General features: G+C 70.5%; 18 protein-coding genes, 2 tRNA genes and 1 other RNA gene. 9 read left to right on the top strand and 12 right to left on the bottom strand.

The features are described from left to right. The first annotated feature begins 24 nt into the window (after positions 1-24). Both ACIQMJ_RS32900 and ACIQMJ_RS32895 read left to right on the top strand, forming a co-directional pair. Positions 25-480, top strand: a complete 456-nt coding sequence (locus tag ACIQMJ_RS32900; protein ID WP_499764881.1) for a hypothetical protein — start codon at positions 25-27, stop codon at positions 478-480. Continuing rightward, positions 477-1,088, top strand: a complete 612-nt coding sequence (locus ACIQMJ_RS32895) for an alpha/beta fold hydrolase (protein ID WP_499764880.1) — start codon at positions 477-479, stop codon at positions 1,086-1,088. Before ACIQMJ_RS32900 ends, ACIQMJ_RS32895 begins: the two co-directional genes overlap by 4 nt. Positions 1,089-1,221: 133 nt before the next feature. On the opposite strand, the gene ssrA is transcribed toward ACIQMJ_RS32895, so the two are convergent. Further along, positions 1,222-1,594: a transfer-messenger RNA gene (gene ssrA / locus ACIQMJ_RS32890) on the bottom strand. 165 nt (positions 1,595-1,759) lie between these two features. Between ssrA and ACIQMJ_RS32885 the strand changes: the two genes are divergently transcribed. Both ACIQMJ_RS32885 and ACIQMJ_RS32880 read left to right on the top strand, forming a co-directional pair. Next, entirely contained in the window at positions 1,760-3,007 is a 1,248-nt protein-coding gene (locus ACIQMJ_RS32885; RefSeq protein ID WP_499764879.1) for a sensor histidine kinase, read from the top strand. Beyond that, positions 2,995-3,639 carry a response regulator transcription factor gene (locus ACIQMJ_RS32880; protein WP_499764878.1) on the top strand — a complete coding sequence of 215 codons (645 nt, stop codon included), beginning with the start codon at positions 2,995-2,997 and terminating at the stop codon, positions 3,637-3,639. Before ACIQMJ_RS32885 ends, ACIQMJ_RS32880 begins: the two co-directional genes overlap by 13 nt. On the opposite strand, the gene ACIQMJ_RS32875 is transcribed toward ACIQMJ_RS32880, so the two are convergent. From ACIQMJ_RS32875 to ACIQMJ_RS32850, 6 genes are all read right to left on the bottom strand, one after another. Further along, positions 3,626-4,486 carry an amidohydrolase family protein gene (locus tag ACIQMJ_RS32875; protein ID WP_499765015.1) on the bottom strand — a complete coding sequence of 287 codons (861 nt, stop codon included), beginning with the start codon at positions 4,484-4,486 and terminating at the stop codon, positions 3,626-3,628. The two genes, ACIQMJ_RS32880 and ACIQMJ_RS32875, sit on opposite strands and share 14 nt — an antisense overlap. After that, positions 4,483-4,959: an SsrA-binding protein SmpB gene (gene smpB / locus ACIQMJ_RS32870; protein WP_141978937.1), complete on the bottom strand. Its 477-nt coding sequence runs from the start codon at positions 4,957-4,959 to the stop codon at positions 4,483-4,485. Before smpB ends, ACIQMJ_RS32875 begins: the two co-directional genes overlap by 4 nt. 47 nt (positions 4,960-5,006) lie before the next feature. Then, the gene (gene ftsX / locus ACIQMJ_RS32865) at positions 5,007-5,909 is read right to left on the bottom strand and encodes a permease-like cell division protein FtsX (protein WP_387489611.1); all 903 of its coding nucleotides are present in this window, start codon (positions 5,907-5,909) and stop codon (positions 5,007-5,009) included. Positions 5,910-5,962: 53 nt separating this feature from the next. Next, positions 5,963-6,652, bottom strand: coding sequence for a cell division ATP-binding protein FtsE (ftsE, locus tag ACIQMJ_RS32860; protein WP_141978939.1), 690 nt, complete (start codon positions 6,650-6,652; stop codon positions 5,963-5,965). Positions 6,653-6,719: 67 nt separating this feature from the next. Continuing rightward, positions 6,720-7,820, bottom strand: a complete 1,101-nt coding sequence (gene prfB / locus ACIQMJ_RS32855) for a peptide chain release factor 2 (protein WP_499764877.1) — start codon at positions 7,818-7,820, stop codon at positions 6,720-6,722. A 51-nt stretch (positions 7,821-7,871) separates the two neighbouring features. Then, positions 7,872-8,372, bottom strand: coding sequence for a PadR family transcriptional regulator (locus tag ACIQMJ_RS32850; protein WP_499764876.1), 501 nt, complete (start codon positions 8,370-8,372; stop codon positions 7,872-7,874). Between the two features lie 394 nt (positions 8,373-8,766). Here ACIQMJ_RS32850 and ACIQMJ_RS32845 point away from each other — a divergent pair, with 394 nt between their 5' ends. Further along, positions 8,767-8,964, top strand: coding sequence for a hypothetical protein (locus ACIQMJ_RS32845; protein WP_053717392.1), 198 nt, complete (start codon positions 8,767-8,769; stop codon positions 8,962-8,964). A 52-nt stretch (positions 8,965-9,016) separates the two neighbouring features. Here ACIQMJ_RS32845 and ACIQMJ_RS32840 read toward each other — a convergent pair. The 3 genes from ACIQMJ_RS32840 to ACIQMJ_RS32830 all read right to left on the bottom strand — a co-directional run bounded on the left by ACIQMJ_RS32840 (position 9,017) and on the right by ACIQMJ_RS32830 (position 12,462). After that, a tRNA-Met gene (locus ACIQMJ_RS32840) sits at positions 9,017-9,090 on the bottom strand. 225 nt (positions 9,091-9,315) lie between these two features. Continuing rightward, positions 9,316-9,389, bottom strand: a tRNA-Met gene (locus ACIQMJ_RS32835). 94 nt (positions 9,390-9,483) lie between these two features. Then, positions 9,484-12,462 (bottom strand): UPF0182 family protein, encoded by a 2,979-nt coding sequence (locus tag ACIQMJ_RS32830; RefSeq protein WP_499764875.1) that lies wholly within the window; start codon positions 12,460-12,462, stop codon positions 9,484-9,486. Between the two features lie 105 nt (positions 12,463-12,567). Here ACIQMJ_RS32830 and ACIQMJ_RS32825 point away from each other — a divergent pair, with 105 nt between their 5' ends. Then, a complete protein-coding gene (locus ACIQMJ_RS32825; protein ID WP_387489621.1) occupies positions 12,568-13,110 on the top strand; it encodes a PPA1309 family protein in 543 nt (180 codons plus the stop codon). 151 nt (positions 13,111-13,261) lie between these two features. On the opposite strand, the gene ACIQMJ_RS32820 is transcribed toward ACIQMJ_RS32825, so the two are convergent. Beyond that, positions 13,262-14,347 carry a YlbL family protein gene (locus tag ACIQMJ_RS32820; RefSeq protein WP_499764874.1) on the bottom strand — a complete coding sequence of 362 codons (1,086 nt, stop codon included), beginning with the start codon at positions 14,345-14,347 and terminating at the stop codon, positions 13,262-13,264. Between the two features lie 81 nt (positions 14,348-14,428). Here ACIQMJ_RS32820 and ACIQMJ_RS32815 point away from each other — a divergent pair, with 81 nt between their 5' ends. Continuing rightward, positions 14,429-15,775: a zinc-dependent metalloprotease gene (locus ACIQMJ_RS32815; RefSeq protein WP_499764873.1), complete on the top strand. Its 1,347-nt coding sequence runs from the start codon at positions 14,429-14,431 to the stop codon at positions 15,773-15,775. A 59-nt stretch (positions 15,776-15,834) separates the two neighbouring features. On the opposite strand, the gene ACIQMJ_RS32810 is transcribed toward ACIQMJ_RS32815, so the two are convergent. Continuing rightward, on the bottom strand, positions 15,835-16,362 hold the full coding sequence (locus ACIQMJ_RS32810; protein WP_499764872.1) for a M48 metallopeptidase family protein: 528 nt from the start codon (positions 16,360-16,362) through the stop codon (positions 15,835-15,837). A gap of 203 nt (positions 16,363-16,565) precedes the next feature. On the opposite strand from ACIQMJ_RS32810, the gene ACIQMJ_RS32805 reads away from it, so the two are divergent. Next, positions 16,566-16,721: a DUF5679 domain-containing protein gene (locus tag ACIQMJ_RS32805; RefSeq protein WP_015098458.1), complete on the top strand. Its 156-nt coding sequence runs from the start codon at positions 16,566-16,568 to the stop codon at positions 16,719-16,721. A gap of 130 nt (positions 16,722-16,851) precedes the next feature. After that, the gene (locus ACIQMJ_RS32800) at positions 16,852-17,862 is read left to right on the top strand and encodes a ThiF family adenylyltransferase (protein ID WP_499764871.1); all 1,011 of its coding nucleotides are present in this window, start codon (positions 16,852-16,854) and stop codon (positions 17,860-17,862) included. Positions 17,863-17,910 lie beyond the last annotated feature (48 nt).

Genomic DNA, 17,910 nt, shown 5'->3' with positions numbered 1-17,910 from the left:
TACTTGACGCATACCGTCAAGTACTTGACGATAGGCGTCAAGGAGGTGATCGCGTTGCTGGCCGACCAGATCGCCACGATCATCCGCACCCGGCTGCTCGACCCGTTGGAGATCCTCTTCGACGACGTCGGCGACCTGCCGTCCCGTGCCGACGAGGTGGCACGGCGCATGGCCGCGGCCATGGAGGGGGACGACGACGCTGCGGCCGTGCTCGCCATCGCACGGCTGATCGGCGCGCTGTACCCCGGTGACGAGCCGTTCGACCCGCCGGCCGACTGGTGGCGCACGCCGCTGGGCCAGGTCGTGGCGCGGCGGATGGGCCACCCGGCGGCGCAGGCCGTGTCGTACTCGGTGGCCGGCGCGATGCTCGGCGTCACCAAGCAGGGCGTCCACGACCTGGTGCGACGCGGGAAGTTGGCGCGGAACTCGGACGGCGGCGGCGTCACCGTCGCCTCGGTGCGAGCGAGGTTGAACGGATGAGAGTGCTGGCACTGCACGGCGCGGGCGGCTCCCCGGCGGACTGGGACCCGATCGTCAAGGCGCTGGAGGACGACCACGAGATCGTCCCGCTACCCGTGACCGGTCCCTGGAACTGGGACTCGGTCCTGGACCGGATCGAGCCGCACGCCACCGACAACCCGGCCGTGCTGGGCATGTCCATGGGCGGCATGGTCGCCGCCCTCTGGGGCCTCCGGCACCCGGAGTGCCCGGCGGTGATCAACCTCGACGGCCACGGCGTCCCCACCCAACCGCAGCGCTACCCGGACCCCGCCGCCGTCGCGGACGACATCACCGCCCTGCGCGACCAGTTCCGCGCCTACGACCAACCCGAACTGCAACAGGCCCTGGAAGACCTCGACTGCTTCGACGTCTTCCGGGCACTGCGCTGCCCCATGCTGCTCGCCCTGGCCACCGAACCGATGCCGGGCCAAGCCCTCTTCGAGCCCTGCCACCAGGGCCTGTCCCGCGACCTCCCCACACTGCCGCCGAACATCACGGTGGTCCACCTGGACACCACCCACGCCATGACCCGCGACAACCCCACCCTGGTCGCCACCCTGATCAAGACCTACCTGTCCACCCGCTGACCCGCCCAACGCCACCACCTACGGATGGGGGTCCGGGGGCAACGCCCTCCGGGCGGGGCCCGGGGGTCGCACCCCCGGAAAACACGACGAGCGAGGTGGTCCGCGCGTTCCGCGGACACACCTCGCCCAGAGCGAGTGGAGGTGCCGGGAATCGAACCCGGGTCCTCTGCCGCTTCATCAAGGCTTCTCCGTGCGCAGTCCGCTACATCTCTACTCGGCCCCGGTGATCACGCGGACAAGTCACCGTGATGAGCCCAGCCACTGTGGGTGTCCCAACCGTTCCCCGTGGCCGGGGACGGCGGTGAGCCTCCTAGCTGATGCCGGCGACCGGAGCGGAGGCACCTCCGGGCCGACAGCGTTGCTCCTAGCCTCAGGCGGCGAGGGCGAACGCGCGCTGGTCGTTAGACTCGGCGCTTATTGGTTTGCGATGACGCTTGCGGTGGTCTCTCGCCTGCACCGGCACGCTTCCCTTGAATCAACGCACAAAGTCGAAACCGTTCACCCCCGTGTCGTGGGACTTGCCTCGCACAGCATAACGCCCCGAGGCCCGCACTTCTTCCCCATTAGGTTGGTAGGGCTGTCCCCACCCCTCGCCGACCGGCGGACCTGATGGTTCCGACCACTCGTTCGAGCGATGCTGGTCGGGTACATCGGGCGTGAAGGTGGGGAACATGGCGACGCGGGTCAACCCGAACATCGGCCGGGTCAGCGGGTACTTCCTGCTGAACCTGGTCACCGGCATCTTCTGGTTCGTCCTGCTCGTGACGTTGGGCGCGGTGAGCGTGGGCACCGCCGTCGTGTGGGTGGGCCTCCCGCTCGGCGTGCTGACGATGGTCCTGGCCCGCAGCGCGGCCTCGGCGGAACGGGCCTGGCTGGGCGCGACCCTCGGCGTCGACATCCCCCGCCCGTACCGACCGCTGCCGGAGGGCGCCACGGCCCGCGCGAAGGCCATGGCGAAGGACCCGGCGACCTGGCGGGACTTCTCCTACTGGCTGATCATGCTGCCGCTGGGCGCCGTGGAGTTCGCGCTCACGGTGGCGCTGTGGTCGGCCGTGCTCGGCACCGTTCTCCTCCCGTTCTACCTTCACTGGCTGCCGGCCACGTGGGAGGTGACGCTGCCCGACGGCACGGTGTGGCTGATCGACTCGTTCGCCAAGGCGCTCCCGGTGAGCGTCGTGGGCCTGCTGCTCGGCGTGGTGGCCTACCGGCTGCTCAAGGCCATGGGCCGGGGTCACGCGCTGCTCGCCCAGTCACTGCTCGGCCCGTCCCGCTACGAGGTGCTGGAGGCGAAGGCGGAGCACCTGTCCGCCAGCCGCGCCCGCGGCGTGGAGGCGGCCGAGGCCGAGCGCCGGCGCATCGAGCGCGACCTGCACGACGGCGCGCAGCAGCGCCTGGTCGCGGTGGCCATGGGGCTGGGCCGGGCGCGCAGCAAGATGGAGTCCGACCCGGACGGGGCCCGCGAGCTGATCGCCGAGGCGCACGCCGACGCCAAGCTGGCGATCTCCGAGCTGCGCGACCTGGCCCGCGGCATCTACCCGTCCGTGCTGGGCGACCGGGGGCTCGACGCGGCCCTGTCGTCGCTGGCCGCGCGGTCGCCGATCCCGGTCGAGGTGGAGGTGGACGTCGAGCCGCGACCGCCGACAGCGGTGGAGAGCACGGCGTACTTCACCGTCGCCGAGTCGTTGACGAACGTCGCCAAGCACTCCGGCGCGACGCAGGCCCGCGTGCAGGTGTCCCGCACGGAGAGCTCCGTGGTGGTCGAGGTCACCGACAACGGCCGGGGCGGGGCGGAGGTGCGCCCGGGTGGTGGCCTCGCGGGGCTCGCGGACCGTGCTGCGACGATTGACGGCGTGGTCGTCGTGGTGAGCCCGATCGGCGGGCCGACCGTGATCCGGACGGAGCTGCCGTGCGCGTGGTGATCGCGGAGGACTCGGTCCTCCTCCGGGTGGGCGTGCAGCGCCTGCTGGCCGACGAGGGGATCGAGACGGTCGCGGCGGTGGACGACGGCGACGCGCTGCTCGCCGCGATCGAGGAGCACCGCCCCGACCTGGCCCTGGTGGACGTGCGGATGCCGCCGACGTTCACCGACGAGGGCCTGCGGGCGGCGATCGAGGCCCGCAAGCGCATCCCGAACCTGCCGGTGCTGGTGCTCTCCCAGTACGTCGAGGAGCGGTACGCGGTGGAGCTGCTGGCCGGCGGCGCGAACGGCATCGGCTACCTGCTCAAGGAGCGCGTGGCCGACGTGTCGGAGTTCGTGGCCGCGGTGCGCCGGGTCGCCGAGGGCGGCACGAGCATCGACCACGAGGTCATCACGCAGCTGATGGTCCGCTCCAAGCGCAACCCGGTGGACTCGCTCACCCAGCGTGAACGGGAGGTGCTCGGGCTGATGGCCGAGGGCCTGTCGAACGCCGCCATCGCGGCCTCGCTGGTCGTGTCCGACGGCGCGGTGGAGAAGCACGTGGGCAACATCTTCGCCAAGCTCGGCCTGGAGCCCAGCACCAGCGAGCACCGCCGGGTCCGCGCCGTGCTGGCCTACCTCAACCTGGGCTGATCCCGAGGAGCCTGGCGCCGTTGTCGTGCAGCACGGCCCGCAGGAACGGCTCACCGAGCCGGTCGTCGGCCGCGGCCCAGCCCCGGATGGCGTCCAGTTGCTCGGAGTAGTCGTACGGGATGTTGGGGAAGTCCGAGCCGAGCACCACCCGGTCGGCCACGTCGACCAGCCGTGCCGCCCAGTCGGCGGGCAGCGCCGCCCGCGCCTGCGTGAACGGCACGCCGACCATGGTCGTGTCGATGTGCACCCCGGGGTAGCGGGCGACCAGGTCCAGCGCGCCGGCGTAGTCGGGCATCCCGGCGTGCGCCAGCACCGCGACCAGCGACGGGTGCCGCCGCAGCACGTCCTCGAACACGTCCAGCCCGGTGTGCGCGCCCGGCACCGGGCCGTGGCCGCAGTGCACCACCACCGGCACCCGCGCCTCGGCCAGCAGACCCCACGCGCCGTCCAACGACCGCGGGTCGTAGTCCCCGACCTGTACGTGCGCCTTGAAGCACCGCGCGCCCGCCGCCAACGCCCGCGACACGTACGCCTCGACGCCCGGCTCCGGGTACAGGGTCGCCGTGGGCACCGCGCCGTCCACGCGCGCCCCGAACTCCAGCGCCCAGTCCGTCAGCCACTCCCCCATGCCCGGCTTGTGCGGGTACACCAGGGGCGCGAACGCGACCACGCCGAACGACCGCAGCACGGCCAGCCGCTCGTCCTCGGGCAGGCGGTACCGGATCGCCCAGTCGACCCCGTAGTGCCGGGACGCGGAGTCGAAGAAGGCCCACACCTTGTCCAGCACGCGCTGCGGCATGAAGTGCACGTGCACGTCGACCAGGCCAGGCACCCCGTCCAGGGTCAGTACCGCCCCTTCAACGCCCGGCCGTGCGCCTTCTGGATCTCCCGCTGCGCGTCGCGCTTGGCGAGGTCCTGCCGCTTGTCGTAGGACTTCTTGCCGCGCGCCAGGGCGATCTCGACCTTGACGTACCCGTCCTTGAAGTACATCGACAGCGGGATCAGCGACAGACCGCTCTCCTTGGTCTTGCCGATCAGCCGCTCGATCTCGCTCTTGTGGAGCAGCAGCTTGCGCTTGCGGCGCACCTCGTGGTTGGTCCAGGTGCCCGCCACGTACTCCGGGATGTGCAGCGCGTGCAGCCAGATCTCGCCGTCGTCGACCTGGGCGAAGGCGTCCACAAGGGACGCCCTGCCCATGCGCAGGCTCTTCACCTCGGTGCCGACGAGCACGACACCCGCTTCGTAGGTGTCGAGGATGGTGTAGTCGTGCCGAGCCTTGCGGTTCGACGCGATCACCTTCTGACCGCGTTCCTTGACCATGACCGAAACCTTACGTGAGCGCGCCAGCGGTTATCCGCGGCCGGAACCTACAGGCGCACGTAGAGGCGCAGCGTGACGTAGCCGGTCAGCGCCGAGATCGCGATCGCCACGCCGACCAGGATCGGGGACAGGAACAGGATCTCGACCATGCTCACCTCGGGGATGATGTTCGCCTGGAACAGCTCGCCGAGCACCCGGTTGAGCAGGAACATCTTGGTCACCACGAGCAATCCGATCGAGGCGACCGCGCCGATGACGCCCGCGACCACCGCTTCGATGAGGAACGGCAGCTGGGTGTACCAGCGGGTGGCGCCGACCAGCCGCATGATGCCGACCTCGGTGCGGCGGGTGAACGCCGACACCTGGATCGTGTTGGAGATCAACATCAGCGCGGCGAACGCCTGGAGCAGCGCCAGGGCCAGCGCCGCGTCGCGCACGCCGTTGAGGAAGCCGAACAGCCGGTCGAGGTCCTCGCGCTGGTCGTCGACCTTCTTCACGCCCGCCTTGCCGGTGAACGCCTGGACGATCACGTCGGACCGCTCCGCGTCCTCCAGCTTGACCCGGAACATCGCCGGGATCGCCTCCGGACGGGCCAGCTTCGCCAGCTCGGGCTGCGACTCGAAGACCTTCTTGAACCGCTCGAAGCCCTTGTCGCGGTTCTCGTAGACGACGGTCTCGACCCCGGACGTGGTCTCCAGCTGGCTGCGCAGGCTCGAGCAGGGCTGCTGCGTGCAGTCCTTGTCGTTGACGCTGATGTCGTTGGTGAGCATGACCGCCACCTCGAGCTTGCCGAGGTAGTCGTCCTGCATCTTGCCCACCATGTTGACGACCAGGAGGCCGACACCGAGCAGGAAGAGCGAGATCGCGGTCGTGAGGATCATCGCGATGGTCATCGTGACGTTCCGGCGCAGGCCGGTGACGACCTCGCTGAACACGAAGCTGGTACGCATCGGGGGGAACGTTCCTCAGGGTCGGGGGATGAGGGGGTCCGGCGGCCTCGGGCTCAGCGGCCCACGCCGTAAACACCCCGCGCGTCGTCGCGGATGATCCGGCCGTGGTCCAGCTCGACCACGCGACGGCGCATGGAGTCGACGATGGAGTGGTCGTGGGTGGCCATCAGCACCGTCGTGCCGGTGCGGTTGATCCGCTCCAGCAGCAACATGATGTCCTGGCTGGTGTCGGGGTCCAGGTTTCCCGTCGGCTCGTCGGCCAGCAGCACCAGCGGCCGGTTGACGAACGCGCGGGCGATCGCCACCCGCTGCTGCTCGCCACCGGACAGCTCGTTCGGCATCCGGTCGGCCTTGCCGTCGAGGCCGACCAGTTGCAGCACCTCGGGCACCACCTTGACGATGGTGTTGCGCGGCTTGCCGATCACCTCCAACGCGAACGCGACGTTCTCCGCCACGGTCTTGTTGGTCAGCAGCCGGAAGTCCTGGAACACGCAGCCGATGGACTGGCGCAGGCGGGGGACCCTGCGCCGCGACATCTTGGCCACGTCGAAGTTCGACACGTACACGCGGCCCTTGCTGGGCACTTCCTCCCGCAGCAGGAGCCGCAGGAACGTGGACTTCCCGGAACCGGAAGGCCCGATGAGGAACACGAACTCGCCCTTGTCCATCTCGACCGAGACGTTGTCGAGCGCGGGACGCGCGGAGCTCTTGTAGACCTTGGACACGTGTTCGAGGCGAATCACGAGGCGCGAGTGTACTCGCGGGCCGGGTAAAGCCCTCGTCACGCCCGCCGGATGGGGGCTTGACCGATCAGGACTGGTGCTGCTTGCGCCAGCGGATGCCCGCTTCCAGGAAGTCGTCGATCTCGCCGTCGAGCACCGCGGACGGGTTGCCGACCTCGTGCTCGGTGCGCAGGTCCTTGACCATCTGGTACGGGTGCAGCACGTAGGAGCGCATCTGGTTGCCCCAGCTCGACCCGGTGTCCTTGAGCGCGTCCATCTTCGCCTGCTCCTCCTGCCGCTGGCGCTCCAGCAGCTTGGCCTGGAGCACGGCCATCGCGGTGGCCTTGTTCTGCAGCTGCGAGCGCTCGTTCTGGCAGGAGACGACGATGCCGGTCGGGATGTGCGTCAGGCGCACCGCCGAGTCGGTCGTGTTCACGCCCTGGCCGCCGGGGCCGGACGAGCGGTAGACGTCGACCCGCAGGTCCTTCTCGTCGATGTCGACGTGGTCGGTCTGCTCGACCACGGGCACCACCTCGACGCCCGCGAACGACGTCTGCCGGCGGCCCTGGTTGTCGAACGGCGAGATGCGCACGAGGCGGTGCGTGCCCTGCTCGACGCTGAGCGTGCCGTAGGCGTACGGGGCCGTGACGCGGAACGTGGCGGACTTGATGCCCGCCTCCTCGGCGTAGGACGTGTCGAACACGTCGACGCCGTAGCCGTGCCGCTCGGCCCACCGCGAGTACATGCGCAGGAGCATCTCGGCGAAGTCGGCCGCGTCCACGCCGCCCGCCTCGGCACGGATCGTGACCAGGGCGTTGCGCTCGTCGTACTCGCCGGACAGCAGCGTGCGGACCTCCAGCGAGGAGATCTCCTCGCGGAGCTTCGCGCGCTCGGTGTCCGCCTCGGCGAGGCTGCCCGCGTCGCCCTCGTCCTCGGCCAGCTCGTACATGATCGAGAGGTCGTCCAGCCGGTCGCGCAGGTTCGTGACACGACGAAGCTCACCCTGCTTGTGGGAGAGCTGGCTGGTGACCTTCTGGGCCTTCTCCTGGTCGTCCCAGAGGTCGGGCCGGGCCGCCGCCTGCTCCAGCTCGTCGACCTGGGCGCGCAGCGCATCGAGGTCCATCACCGCCTCGATGCTCGAGAGCGTGGCGGAGAGGTCCTTGATGTCTGCTTCGACGTCGGGATTCACGTCCCAAGATTACGCCGGCACCGGTCGCGGAGCGCGACCGGTGGGCGCGTCTCAGGCCGTGGGGATGGCGTCGAGCAGCTTGAGCACGGCCTTGGCGTGGGCCAGGCCGAACTCGGCGACCGCCTTGGCGTAGGCGTCCTCCGCGGTCTTGACCGCCGTCCTGGCGGCCTCCTGCTCGGCGCCGTAGCTCGCGCGGGCGGAGTCCACGAGCGCCTGCCGCTGTTTGGCGGTCAGGGAGCCCGCGTGCACCAGCCGCAGGATCAGCGGGCTGCGCAGGTGGTCCGGTCCGGGCTCGGAGAGCAGCCAGTTCTTGAAAGCCTTCTTGCCCGCCGCGGTCAGCACGTACTGCTGGCTGGAGCGCGGGCCCTGCTTGCCGAGGCGAAGCAGGCCGGCGTCCGCCAACGCGGGCAGCTCGCGGTAGACCTGGCTGCGGGTGACGCTGAAGAACGCGCCGAAGCGCTCTCCGGCCTCAGCCACGAGCTGGCCACCGGTCTTGGGTCCGTCGTGCAGCAGCCCGAGCAGGGCAGCTGCCGTCGCATTCAGGTCCGACACCCCTCCAACGGTGCCACGCTCACCGGTCGCTGTCCACAATGGTCAGCCGTTCTGTCCACTGTGGCTGATCACGGGCTAGTGGAGTTGGGCCAAGCGGAGCAACGCAAAGCATCGCTGCGTAACCGGCCGCTGATCAACGCCACGCGTTCGGCCGCTTGACCTCGCCTGTCCACGCGAAGTGGAAATCCATTGGAGCACAAGGGAAACCGCACTATTGCGTTCACTCGAACGGCAGCGCGGGGTCACGCGCCGCGTCCGGCCCGCCCCGGCGGGGCCGGGGGCCGATAGCACAACCCGGTGATGTCCGCGCTCTCGAAGTGGCAAACACGTCGGGTGGTGGGACCATTACCGCGGGTGTTCGTTCGACTGTGCTCGTTCGACTGGGAGGTCAGCTGTGGGCATCAAATGGACGACGGGGACGAAGGTAGTCCGCAACGCCCGCGCCTGGGCGTCCGGCACGATCCCGGAGCAGGCGGGCAAGGACGAGTGCATGGTGTGCGGCAAGCAGATCCGCAGGCACCGCACGGTGAGCGGCGAAGGTCGGGTCTGCTCGCTCACCTGCGCCCAGTACTGGGCCGAGAACATGACCTGAGCCGGAACAGGCGAAAGGCCCCCGGGACGATTCCCGGGGGCCTTTCGCGTAGTAGCGGGGACAGGATTTGAACCTGCGACCTCTGGGTTATGAGCCCAGCGAGCTACCGAGCTGCTCCACCCCGCGCTGTAAGGACAACTATACACGCCCTGAAAACCACTTTTCACCGGGGTCCCCCAACCACATTTCCCCAGCTCACCCACCCGATCGCCGCAGCTCACCCGCCCTGGCCGACCTGCCGGGGGTGCAGGGAGGCGAAGCCCTCCCGCCCGGGGTCCGGGGGTCGACCCCGCGGTGCAAACGCGAAAAAGCCCTGTTCGCGATCTCCGCGAACAGGGCTTTTCCACTTTGTAGCGGGGACAGGATTTGAACCTGCGACCTCTGGGTTATGAGCCCAGCGAGCTACCGAGCTGCTCCACCCCGCGCTGCATTCAGAACTCTACGCCCCCGTTACCGGGATATGCAAATCGGGTGGCCCGGAACGTGTCCCAGGCCACCCGATCGCGATATCAGTGCAGGTCAGCCGGTCGGGGTCGGGGACGCCTGGGTGGTCGACGGCGTCTGGGTGGACGCCGCGCTCGCCGTCTCGAACCTCTTCGTCGCCTCGTCCAGCGCCTTGTAGGCGTTGCCGAGCTCGGCGAAGTCACCGCTGGACTGCGCCGACTTCACCCGCGCCAGGGCCGACTGGATGTCCCGCACGGCCTGTTGCAGCTCCGTGCCGCCCTGCCCGTCGTTCGGCGCGGTGGGCGTGGTCGACGGGGTGGAGCTGGGCGGCTGGCCGGTGTTGTCCGACGGCGGCACCTGGGTCGACGAGCCGGACAGCACCTTCTCCATCGCCTCGGCCAGCGTCGGCGCGTAGCCCACCTTGTCGCCGAAGCTCACCAGCACCTTGTAGAGCTGCGGGAACTGGGTGTTCTGGCTGGCCCGTTCGATGTAGATGGGCTCCACGTAGAGCAGGCCGCCGCCCACCGGCAGGGTGAGCAGGTTGCCGTAGACGACCTTGGTCTGCCGCTGGGTGAGCAGGTTCAGCTCGCTGCTGACCTCGCCGTTGGTCAGGAACGTGGTCTGGATCTGCTGCGGGCCCTTGGCCTCGTTGTTCAGCGTCAGCACGCTGATCTTGCCGTAGTTGTCCGGGTCGGACCTCACCGTCACGTACGACGCCATGAACTCGCGGTTCAGCCGTACGAGCGCGCTGGTGAGCTGGAAGCTGACCTTGTTCGCGTCACCGGTCGGGTCGCCCGCCAGCACGTAGAACGGCGGCTGCCGGTCACGCTGCTGCTGCACGCCCTGCTGCTGCGCCTCGACCGTGGTGGCGTTGTCGATGGTCGGGTCGGACGGCACGGACCAGAACGAGACGCCGGAGTAGAAGTCACGCGGGTTGTCCACGTGGTACTCCGACAGCATCTCCCGCTGCACCTTGAACAGGTCCTCGGGGTAGCGCAGGTGCTCCTTCAGCGACTGCGACATCTCGCTGTTCGCCTTCACCGTGCCCGGGAAGACGCCCATCCACGCCTTGAGCACCGGGTCCTTGGTGTCCATCTCGTAGAGGGTCACCGTGCCGTCGTAGGCGTCCACAGTGGCCTTGACCGAGTTGCGGATGTAGCTGATCTCCCGGTTCGGCTGCTGCGCCACGCCCGGCAGCGAGTCGTTCGTGGCGTCGCCCAGCGCCGTGCGGCGCGCGTACGGGTAGTTGTCGAGCGTGGTGTAGCCGTCGACGATCCACGTGATGCGGCCGTCGACCACCGCCGGGTACGGGTCGCCGTCCACGGTCAGCCACGGCGCCACGGCCTCCACGCGGTCACGCGGGTGGCGGTTGAAGATGATCCGCGAGTCGTCGCCGATGGCCGAGTTGAACAGGATGTTCCGCTCGCCGTAGGCGGCGGCGAAGACCATCTTGTTGAACAGGCCGCCGATGCGGACGCCGCCCTTGCCGGTGTAGGTGTAGGACGAGCCGTCGGTGTCGTACTCGCCGGGCGCGCCCTCGCCACGACCACCGACGATGGCGTAGTCGGCCGGGCCGCCCAGCTCACCGAAGTACGTGCGCGGCTGCTCCACGCCGAACGGGCCGGGCTGGACCTTGCCGTCCTGGCCGACCTGCGCCACCTCGAACACCGGGTAGCCGCCGTTGCCGCCCTCGTCCGCGGGCGAGTTCACCTTGCTGGCCTCGGCGAACACCATGCCGTTGCCGTGGGTGTAGATGAGGTGCTGGTTGATCCAGTCCCGCTGGCCCTGCGGGATGCCCGCGGTGTGCAGCTCGCGGACCGCGACGATGTAGTCCTGGAGCTGCTTGTCCACTGTGTACCGGTCGACGTCCAGCTTCTCCGGGAACGCGTAGAACGGCCGCAGCTGCTGGAACTGGGTGAACGTCTTGGAGATGACGGCCGGGTCGAGCAGCCGGACGTTGCCGACGGTCGCCTGGTCGTTCTTCAGCTCCTCCAGCGAGACGTTCTGCTTGCCCGCGTACGGCTTGCTCTCCACCTTGTCATCGGTCAACCCGTAGGCTTGTCGGGTCGCTTCGATGTTGCGGCCGATGGGTTCGGCTTCCTTCTCGATGGCGTTCGGGCGCACCGAGAACTGCTCCAGCACGGCGGGCCACGCGGCGCCGACCAGGATCGAGGACAGCACCAGCAGCACGGTCGCGATCGCGGGCAGTTGCAGGTTGCGCAGCACCGCGCCCGCGAAGAACGCGATGGCGCAGAACACCGCGATGAACAGCAGGATCAGCTTGGCGGGCAGCACCGCGTTGAGGTCGGTGTAGCTCGCGCCGTCGAACTTGTCGTTGCGCTCGAACAGCAGCGTGTACCGGTCGAGGAAGTACGCGACCGCCTTGAGCAGGATGAACACGCCGGCCACGATCGCCAGGTGGGTGCGCGCGGGCCCGGAGAGCTGACCGCCGCGGCCCGCCAGCCGGATGCCGCCGAACAGGTAGTGCGCCACCACCGCGGCGACGAACGCGACCGCCGTGGCGATGAACAGCCACGACATGACCCACGTGTAGAACGGCAGCTGGAAGGCGTAGAAGCCGATGTCGTGGCCGAACTCGGGGTCGGTCACGCCGAACGAGGTGGCGTTGAAGAACAGCTGGGCCTCGCGCCAGTCGCCCTGGGCCGAGGTGCCGGCGATGAGGCCGATCAGCACCGGCAGTCCGATGGCGAACAGCTTCATGCGCCTGCTGACGACGGCGCGGTAGCGGGCCACCGGGTCGTCGGGCCCGGACACCGGCACGAACACCGGCCGGGTGCGGTAGGCGAGGATCAGGTTGATCGCGACGAGACCGCCCACCAGCAGACCCACGGCGAGGAACAACCCGAACCGGGTCGCGAGCACCGTGCCGTAGACGCTGCGGAAGCCGACCTCGCCGAACCAGAGCCAGTTGACGTAGGTGCCGAGCAGCCTTGAGCCGGTGATCAGACCGACCAGGACCACCGCACCGACGATGAGCAGAATCCGGCTGCGACGGGACAGCCTGGGCAGTCCGACCGGGGGCCGTGTGGCCACGGGGCACGCTCCTGGATCGCGGTAGTGGCGTTCGTACGTTCTGTCCAACTCTACGGAGGCCGCCGAGGGTTCCCCGTTCGGTCGACCCTTTACCCGGATGCGACCATGGCGCACGTGTCAGCGAGTGAAACGCCGCCCGTGGTGCTGCCCGAGGTCGCCCGCGAGGTCGAGGAGTTCGTGTCCACCGGCGGCTGGAACCAGCCGACCCAGCTGTTCGCGCTGGTCCCGACGGCCGAGCTGCTGGCGCAGCAGCCGGAGCTGGCGGGCCAGCTCGACCCCGAGTCGTCGCCGTTGACGCCGATCGCCCAGGACTCGCTGCCCGACGAGGAGCTGGACCGGGCGCTGGCGGGCATCGTGTGGCCGGACGTCGTGCACGGGTGCGCGCTGGCGCAGGAGATCGTCGTGCTGCCGCCGGACGCCGAGGCCCAGCTGACCGAGCAGGAGCTGGACGACGAGCAGGCGCGCAAGTTCGCCGCCGAACACCCGCAGCGCCGCGAGGCCCGGCTGGTGGCGGCCGTGCTGCGGGACGGCTCGGCGGCGTGCGTGCTGCGGCTGCGGGGCAACGTGGAGGTGCCGGAGGAGGTCGTGGCCCACCCCGAACTCGCCCCCAACCTGACGAGGGCTCTGCTGGAGACGCTCCGCCCGTGACATGGCCGCTGCTCCGCAGACGGCGGCTCGGTCGCCTGGAAGTCGACCGCTCGCGCCTGATCTTCCGGCGATCGAGAAGCGTGATCGCCGGAAGATGAGCCGCGAACGATCGACGCGACCTCGCGTGGTGGCCCAGTAGCGGGTCCGGGTTTCAGCAACCCGGCGCGTCGCCGCCCTTGCTCAGGGACTCCAGCGACTGCACGGCGTCGTCCAGCTTCTGCACCTTGACCAGGCGCAGGCCCTCCGGCGCGTGCTGCTTGGCCTCGTCGCAGTTGCCGGCGGGCACGAGGAACACGGTGGCGCCGCCCTCGCGGGCGGCCACCATCTTGAACCCGATGCCGCCGATGCGGCCGACCTCGCCCCTGTCGTTGATCTCGCCGGTGCCCGCGACGGACTGGCCGCCGTTCAGCTCCCCCGGTGTGAGCTTGTCGACGATCGACAGCGCGAACAGCAGGCCCGCGGACGGTCCGCCGACGTCGGTGAGGCTGATCTTGATCTCGAACGGCACGTCCGCGCGGTCCAGCGGCAGCACGCCCAGGAAGCCGGTCTCGCGGCCCTCGGTGCGGCCGAGGGTGACGGTGGCGGTCTTGCGCTCGGACCCGCGCTCGAACGTGAGCGTGATCTGGTCGCCCGGCTTGGTCGTCTCCAGCGCCGAGCGCACGTCGTCGGCGGTGGAGACCTGCTTGCCGTTGACCTCCAGCAGCCGGTCGTCGGGCTCCAGCACCTGGGCCGCGGCGGTGTCGTTGGTGATCTCGGCGGCGACGACCTTCATCGGGTAGTCCAGGTAGCGCAGCGCGGCCACCTCGGCGCTGGTCTGCGAGTCCTGGAACGCCTTCACGTTCTGGTCGCGGACCTGCTGCTCGGACTCGCCGGGCCGGAAGAACTCCTCGCGCGGCGCGAGCGCGTACCGACCGCTGAGCCACAGGCCGAGCGCGCCGAACAGCGACACGTCGTCGGTCAGCGACACGGTGGTCATGGTGAGCCGGCCGCCGGTGGGGAACGTCTCCTGACCTTCCACCGACACCACGTCGCCCCCGTTGACCTGGCCCAACGTGTCGTAGGTCGGTCCGGGGCCCAGGGCGACGTACGGCACGCGCGCGAACCCGCCGAGCAGGCCGAGGGCCAGCACGACCGCGAGGCTGACCACGAGGGTCCACGTCCGCCGGGTCAGGCCGCGCCGCGGCGCGTGCGGTGGAGTTGGTGCCTGGTCCACGACGGTGTCGGTGCCTTCGGTCACGCCCGACAGGGTACGACCACGGCGTCACGCTGCCGGCGAACCGGTCCCACGCGGGCCTGCCGTGCCGCGTACCGTGGACCCATGAGTGACCTGCCCTTCGGGTTCAGCCCGCAGGACCCCGACGACCGCGACCGCAAACCCGGAGACCAAGGGGAGAACCCCTTCGACTTCAACCAGCTCGGCGCGATGCTGAGCCAGCTCGGTGCGATGTTCAGCAACGCGGGCACGTCGTCCGGGCCGGTCAACTACGACCTCGCGAAGCAGATCGCGTTGCAGCAGCTCGCCGGCAAGGGCGGCACCGGGTTCCGCCCGGACCAGGACAGCGCGGTGACCGACGCCGTGCACCTGGCCGAGATGTGGCTGGACCCGGTGACGTCGCTGCCCGCGGGCGCCCGCACGTCCCAGGGCTGGACCGCGCGCGACTGGGTGGAGCGCACGCTGCCGACGTGGCAGCGGCTGTGCGACCCGGTGGCGCGGCGCGTGTCCGGCGCGTGGGTCGACGCGATGCCCGCCGAGGCGAAGGAGGCCGCCGGACCGCTGCTGTCGATGCTCGGGCAGATGGGCGGCATGGCGTTCGGCTCGCAGCTGGGCGGCGCGCTGGCGCAGCTCGGCTCGGAGGTGCTGACGTCGACCGACGTCGGGTTGCCGCTCGGGCCGGAGGGCACGGCCGCGCTGCTGCCCGACAACATCGAGAAGTTCACCGAGGGCCTGGAGCGGCCGACCAGCGAGGTGCTGGTGTTCCTCGCCGCGCGCGAGGCGGCGCACCAGCGGCTGTTCAGCCACGTGCCGTGGCTGCGGCAGCGGCTGCTGGACACGGTGGAGGAGTTCGCCCGCGGCATCGCCGTCGACACGTCGGCGCTGGAGCAGCTGGCCGGCCAGATCGACCCGGCCAACCCGGCGAGCATCGAAGAGGCGATGAAGTCGGGGATGCTCGAACCCCAGACCACGCCCGAGCAGAAGGCCGCGCTGACCCGCCTGGAGACGTTGCTGGCCCTGGTCGAGGGCTGGGTGGACGTGGTGGTGAACGAGGCGGTCGGCGAGCGGCTGCCCGGCGCGGAGGCGCTGCGGGAGACGCTGCGCAGGCGGCGTGCGTCCGGTGGGCCGGCGGAGCAGACGTTCGCCACGCTGGTGGGCCTGGAGCTGCGCCCGCGCCGGCACCGCTCGGCGGCGGCGCTGTGGAAGCTGCTCACCGACCAGCACGGGATCGAGCAGCGCGACAGCGTGTGGGAGCACCCCGACCTGGTGCCGTCGGCGGAGGACCTGGACGACCCGATGGAGTTCGCCGAGCGGTTCGGCCAGACGCGCAAGGCGCTGGAGGACCCGATGGCCGAGCTGGAGCGCACCCTGCGCGACGAGGGCGCGTCCGGTGACCAGGCCGAGGGCGACGACGCGCCGGCGGACGACCAGGACAAGCCCAAGGACGCCTGACAACCGCGGCCGAACCCCGCGAGGTCACGCCCGTCGACCTCGCGGGGTTCGGTCGTGCCTCAATCCTCCTCGGTGATGCCCAGCCCGGCCGCGGCCGAGAGACCTTCCAGGTACCCGATGGCCCGCTCCGCCTTCGGGTAGCGGTGCACGAGCGACCAGAAGTCCTTGCCGTGCCCCGGCACCTCCAGGTGCGCCAGCTCGTGGACCAGCACGTAGTCGAGCACCCACGCGGGCACGTCCCGCAGCCGTTCGCTGATCCGGATCGTGCCCTCGCTCGGCGTGCACGACGCCCACCTCGTCCGCATCGGCGGCACCCACCGCACGCTGCTCGGCCGCACGCCGTCCAGGTACCTCTCCGCCAGCTCCTCGCACCGCGCCAGCAGCGCGGCGTCGGACGTGCGCGTGGGTGAGCGCCGGCGGGTCTCGCTGCGCTGGAGGCGGCTCAGCATCTCCGCCACCCAGTGCTTCTCCTCGCTCTTGCTCATGCGGGCCGGCAGCAGGACGACGACCGTGTCCCCCTCGCGGTACGCGCTCACCATGCGACGGCGCCGGGCGCTGCGCCGCACCTCCACCTGCGGTTCGGGCATGGCGTTCACGGTAAGGCCAGGGACCGACAATCCGCGGCGGCCAAGCGGCGGTGTGTGGAAGGACGGACCAACAGGTTCCACCGAAAGGCGGCTGGACACCCTCGACGCGGCGTGCAGCGGAGGGGCGTCCCCGGAGGTAGCGTTCAGCGCAACCCCCGAGTGTGGCGCAGATCGCTCCGCACTCTCGAAGCGAGGAGGAAGCCGTGGCCGAGACCTACAACGGCTACTGCGTCAAGTGCCGTGAGAAGCGCGACTTCACGGGCGAGGTGCACGAGAGCAACAACCGCAGGATGGCCAAGGGCAAGTGCCCGGTCTGCGGCACCACGGTGACCCGAATCCTCGGCAAGGCGAAGGTCTGATCGCCGGCGGGTGGCCGGGGCCCTCGCGGCGCCCGGCCTCCCGTCAAGGCCCTCGTCGGCCTCTGTGGACAACCGGCAAGCCTGTGGACAGGCGTTTTGCCGTGCCGGCCGCCCCGGGCAGGCTGCCGGTGTGGATCTACCCAACCGCCCCAGGGTCCTGCCCGGCCTGCCGCTGCTGCGCCGCCGGGCCGACGTGGTGCAGATCGGCACGGACCCGCGGCACGCCATGCTGGTCGAGGACGTGCCCGAGCCCATGGCGTCCGTCCTGCTCGGCCTCGACGGCCATCACACCCTCTCCGACCTGCGTGAACGCCTCGCCGGCCACGGGCGGCAGGCCGCCGAGCTCACCGGTGTCCTGCACGGCTTGGCGCGGGCCGGGCTGGTCGAGGAGACCGTGCCCGTGCCGCACCCCCGGCTGACCGCCGAGGCGACCGGGTGGGCGCTGCGGACCCGTCGCCCCGCCGCCGGCTTGCCCGCCGACCGCACCGCCCGGTCGGTCGTCGTGCACGGCGAGGGGCGGCTCGCGGTCACCGTCGCCGCGCTCCTGGCGGCTGCCGGAGTGGCACACGTTCGGGTGGTCGCGCGGGGTCGCGTGGGGCCGGAGGACACCGGATCGGGGTACGTCGAGGCGGATGTCGGCCGACCGCGCGCCGAGGCGGCCCAGGACGCCGTGCGGCGGGCGTGCGGGACCGTGCGGCCGGTGGGGCGGGCGGTGGACCTGGTGGTGCTGGCCGACGTCCTGGTGCCCGCCCCGGAGCTGCTGCACCGGCTGGCCGCGGACGGCACGCCGCACCTGGCCGTGCGGGTCCGGGAGGGCTTGGGCGTGGTCGGGCCGCTGGTCGTGCCGGGTCGTAGCAGTTGCCTGAGGTGCGCGGACCGGCACCAGGCCGACGAGGACCCGGCGTGGCCGATGATCGCCGCGCAGCTGGTCGACCGGGCGCAGCACGCCGACCTGGCCACCGTCACGGCGACCGCCGGGGTGGCGGTCGGGCAGGCGCTGCTGGCGCTCGACCGGTCCGAGCCGTCCGGGACGAGGCCGCCCACCTGGGACGCGACGCTGGAGGTGGACGCGTTCGCCGGGGTGGTCGAGCACCGGATCGCGCCGGTGCACCCGCGCTGCGAGTGCCGTTCCGCGACGTGACCGGTCCTCAGGAGGAGCTGTGTAGGTTCTGGGGCAGGGGCGTGAACC

This window comes from Actinosynnema sp. NPDC091369 (assembly GCF_044757065.1).
Lineage (GTDB): Bacteria > Actinomycetota > Actinomycetes > Mycobacteriales > Pseudonocardiaceae > Actinosynnema.
The sequence above is the reverse complement of the archived record's forward strand: the minus strand, read 5'-3'. Positions and strand labels throughout refer to the sequence as shown.

What these genes read in the sequence shown, in the direction of transcription:
- ACIQMJ_RS32895 (WP_499764880.1), top strand. Translation starts at nt 477, where the DNA reads ATGAGAGTGCTGGCACTGCACGGCGCGGGCGGCTCCCCGGCGGACTGG.
- ftsX (WP_387489611.1), bottom strand. Translation starts at nt 5,909, where the DNA reads ATGCGTACCAGCTTCGTGTTCAGCGAGGTCGTCACCGGCCTGCGCCGG.
- ACIQMJ_RS32885 (WP_499764879.1), top strand. Translation starts at nt 1,760, where the DNA reads ATGGCGACGCGGGTCAACCCGAACATCGGCCGGGTCAGCGGGTACTTC.
- ACIQMJ_RS32810 (WP_499764872.1), bottom strand. Translation starts at nt 16,362, where the DNA reads ATGCCCGAACCGCAGGTGGAGGTGCGGCGCAGCGCCCGGCGCCGTCGC.
- ACIQMJ_RS32815 (WP_499764873.1), top strand. Translation starts at nt 14,429, where the DNA reads ATGAGTGACCTGCCCTTCGGGTTCAGCCCGCAGGACCCCGACGACCGC.
- smpB (WP_141978937.1), bottom strand. Translation starts at nt 4,959, where the DNA reads ATGGTCAAGGAACGCGGTCAGAAGGTGATCGCGTCGAACCGCAAGGCT.
- ACIQMJ_RS32825 (WP_387489621.1), top strand. Translation starts at nt 12,568, where the DNA reads ATGGCGCACGTGTCAGCGAGTGAAACGCCGCCCGTGGTGCTGCCCGAG.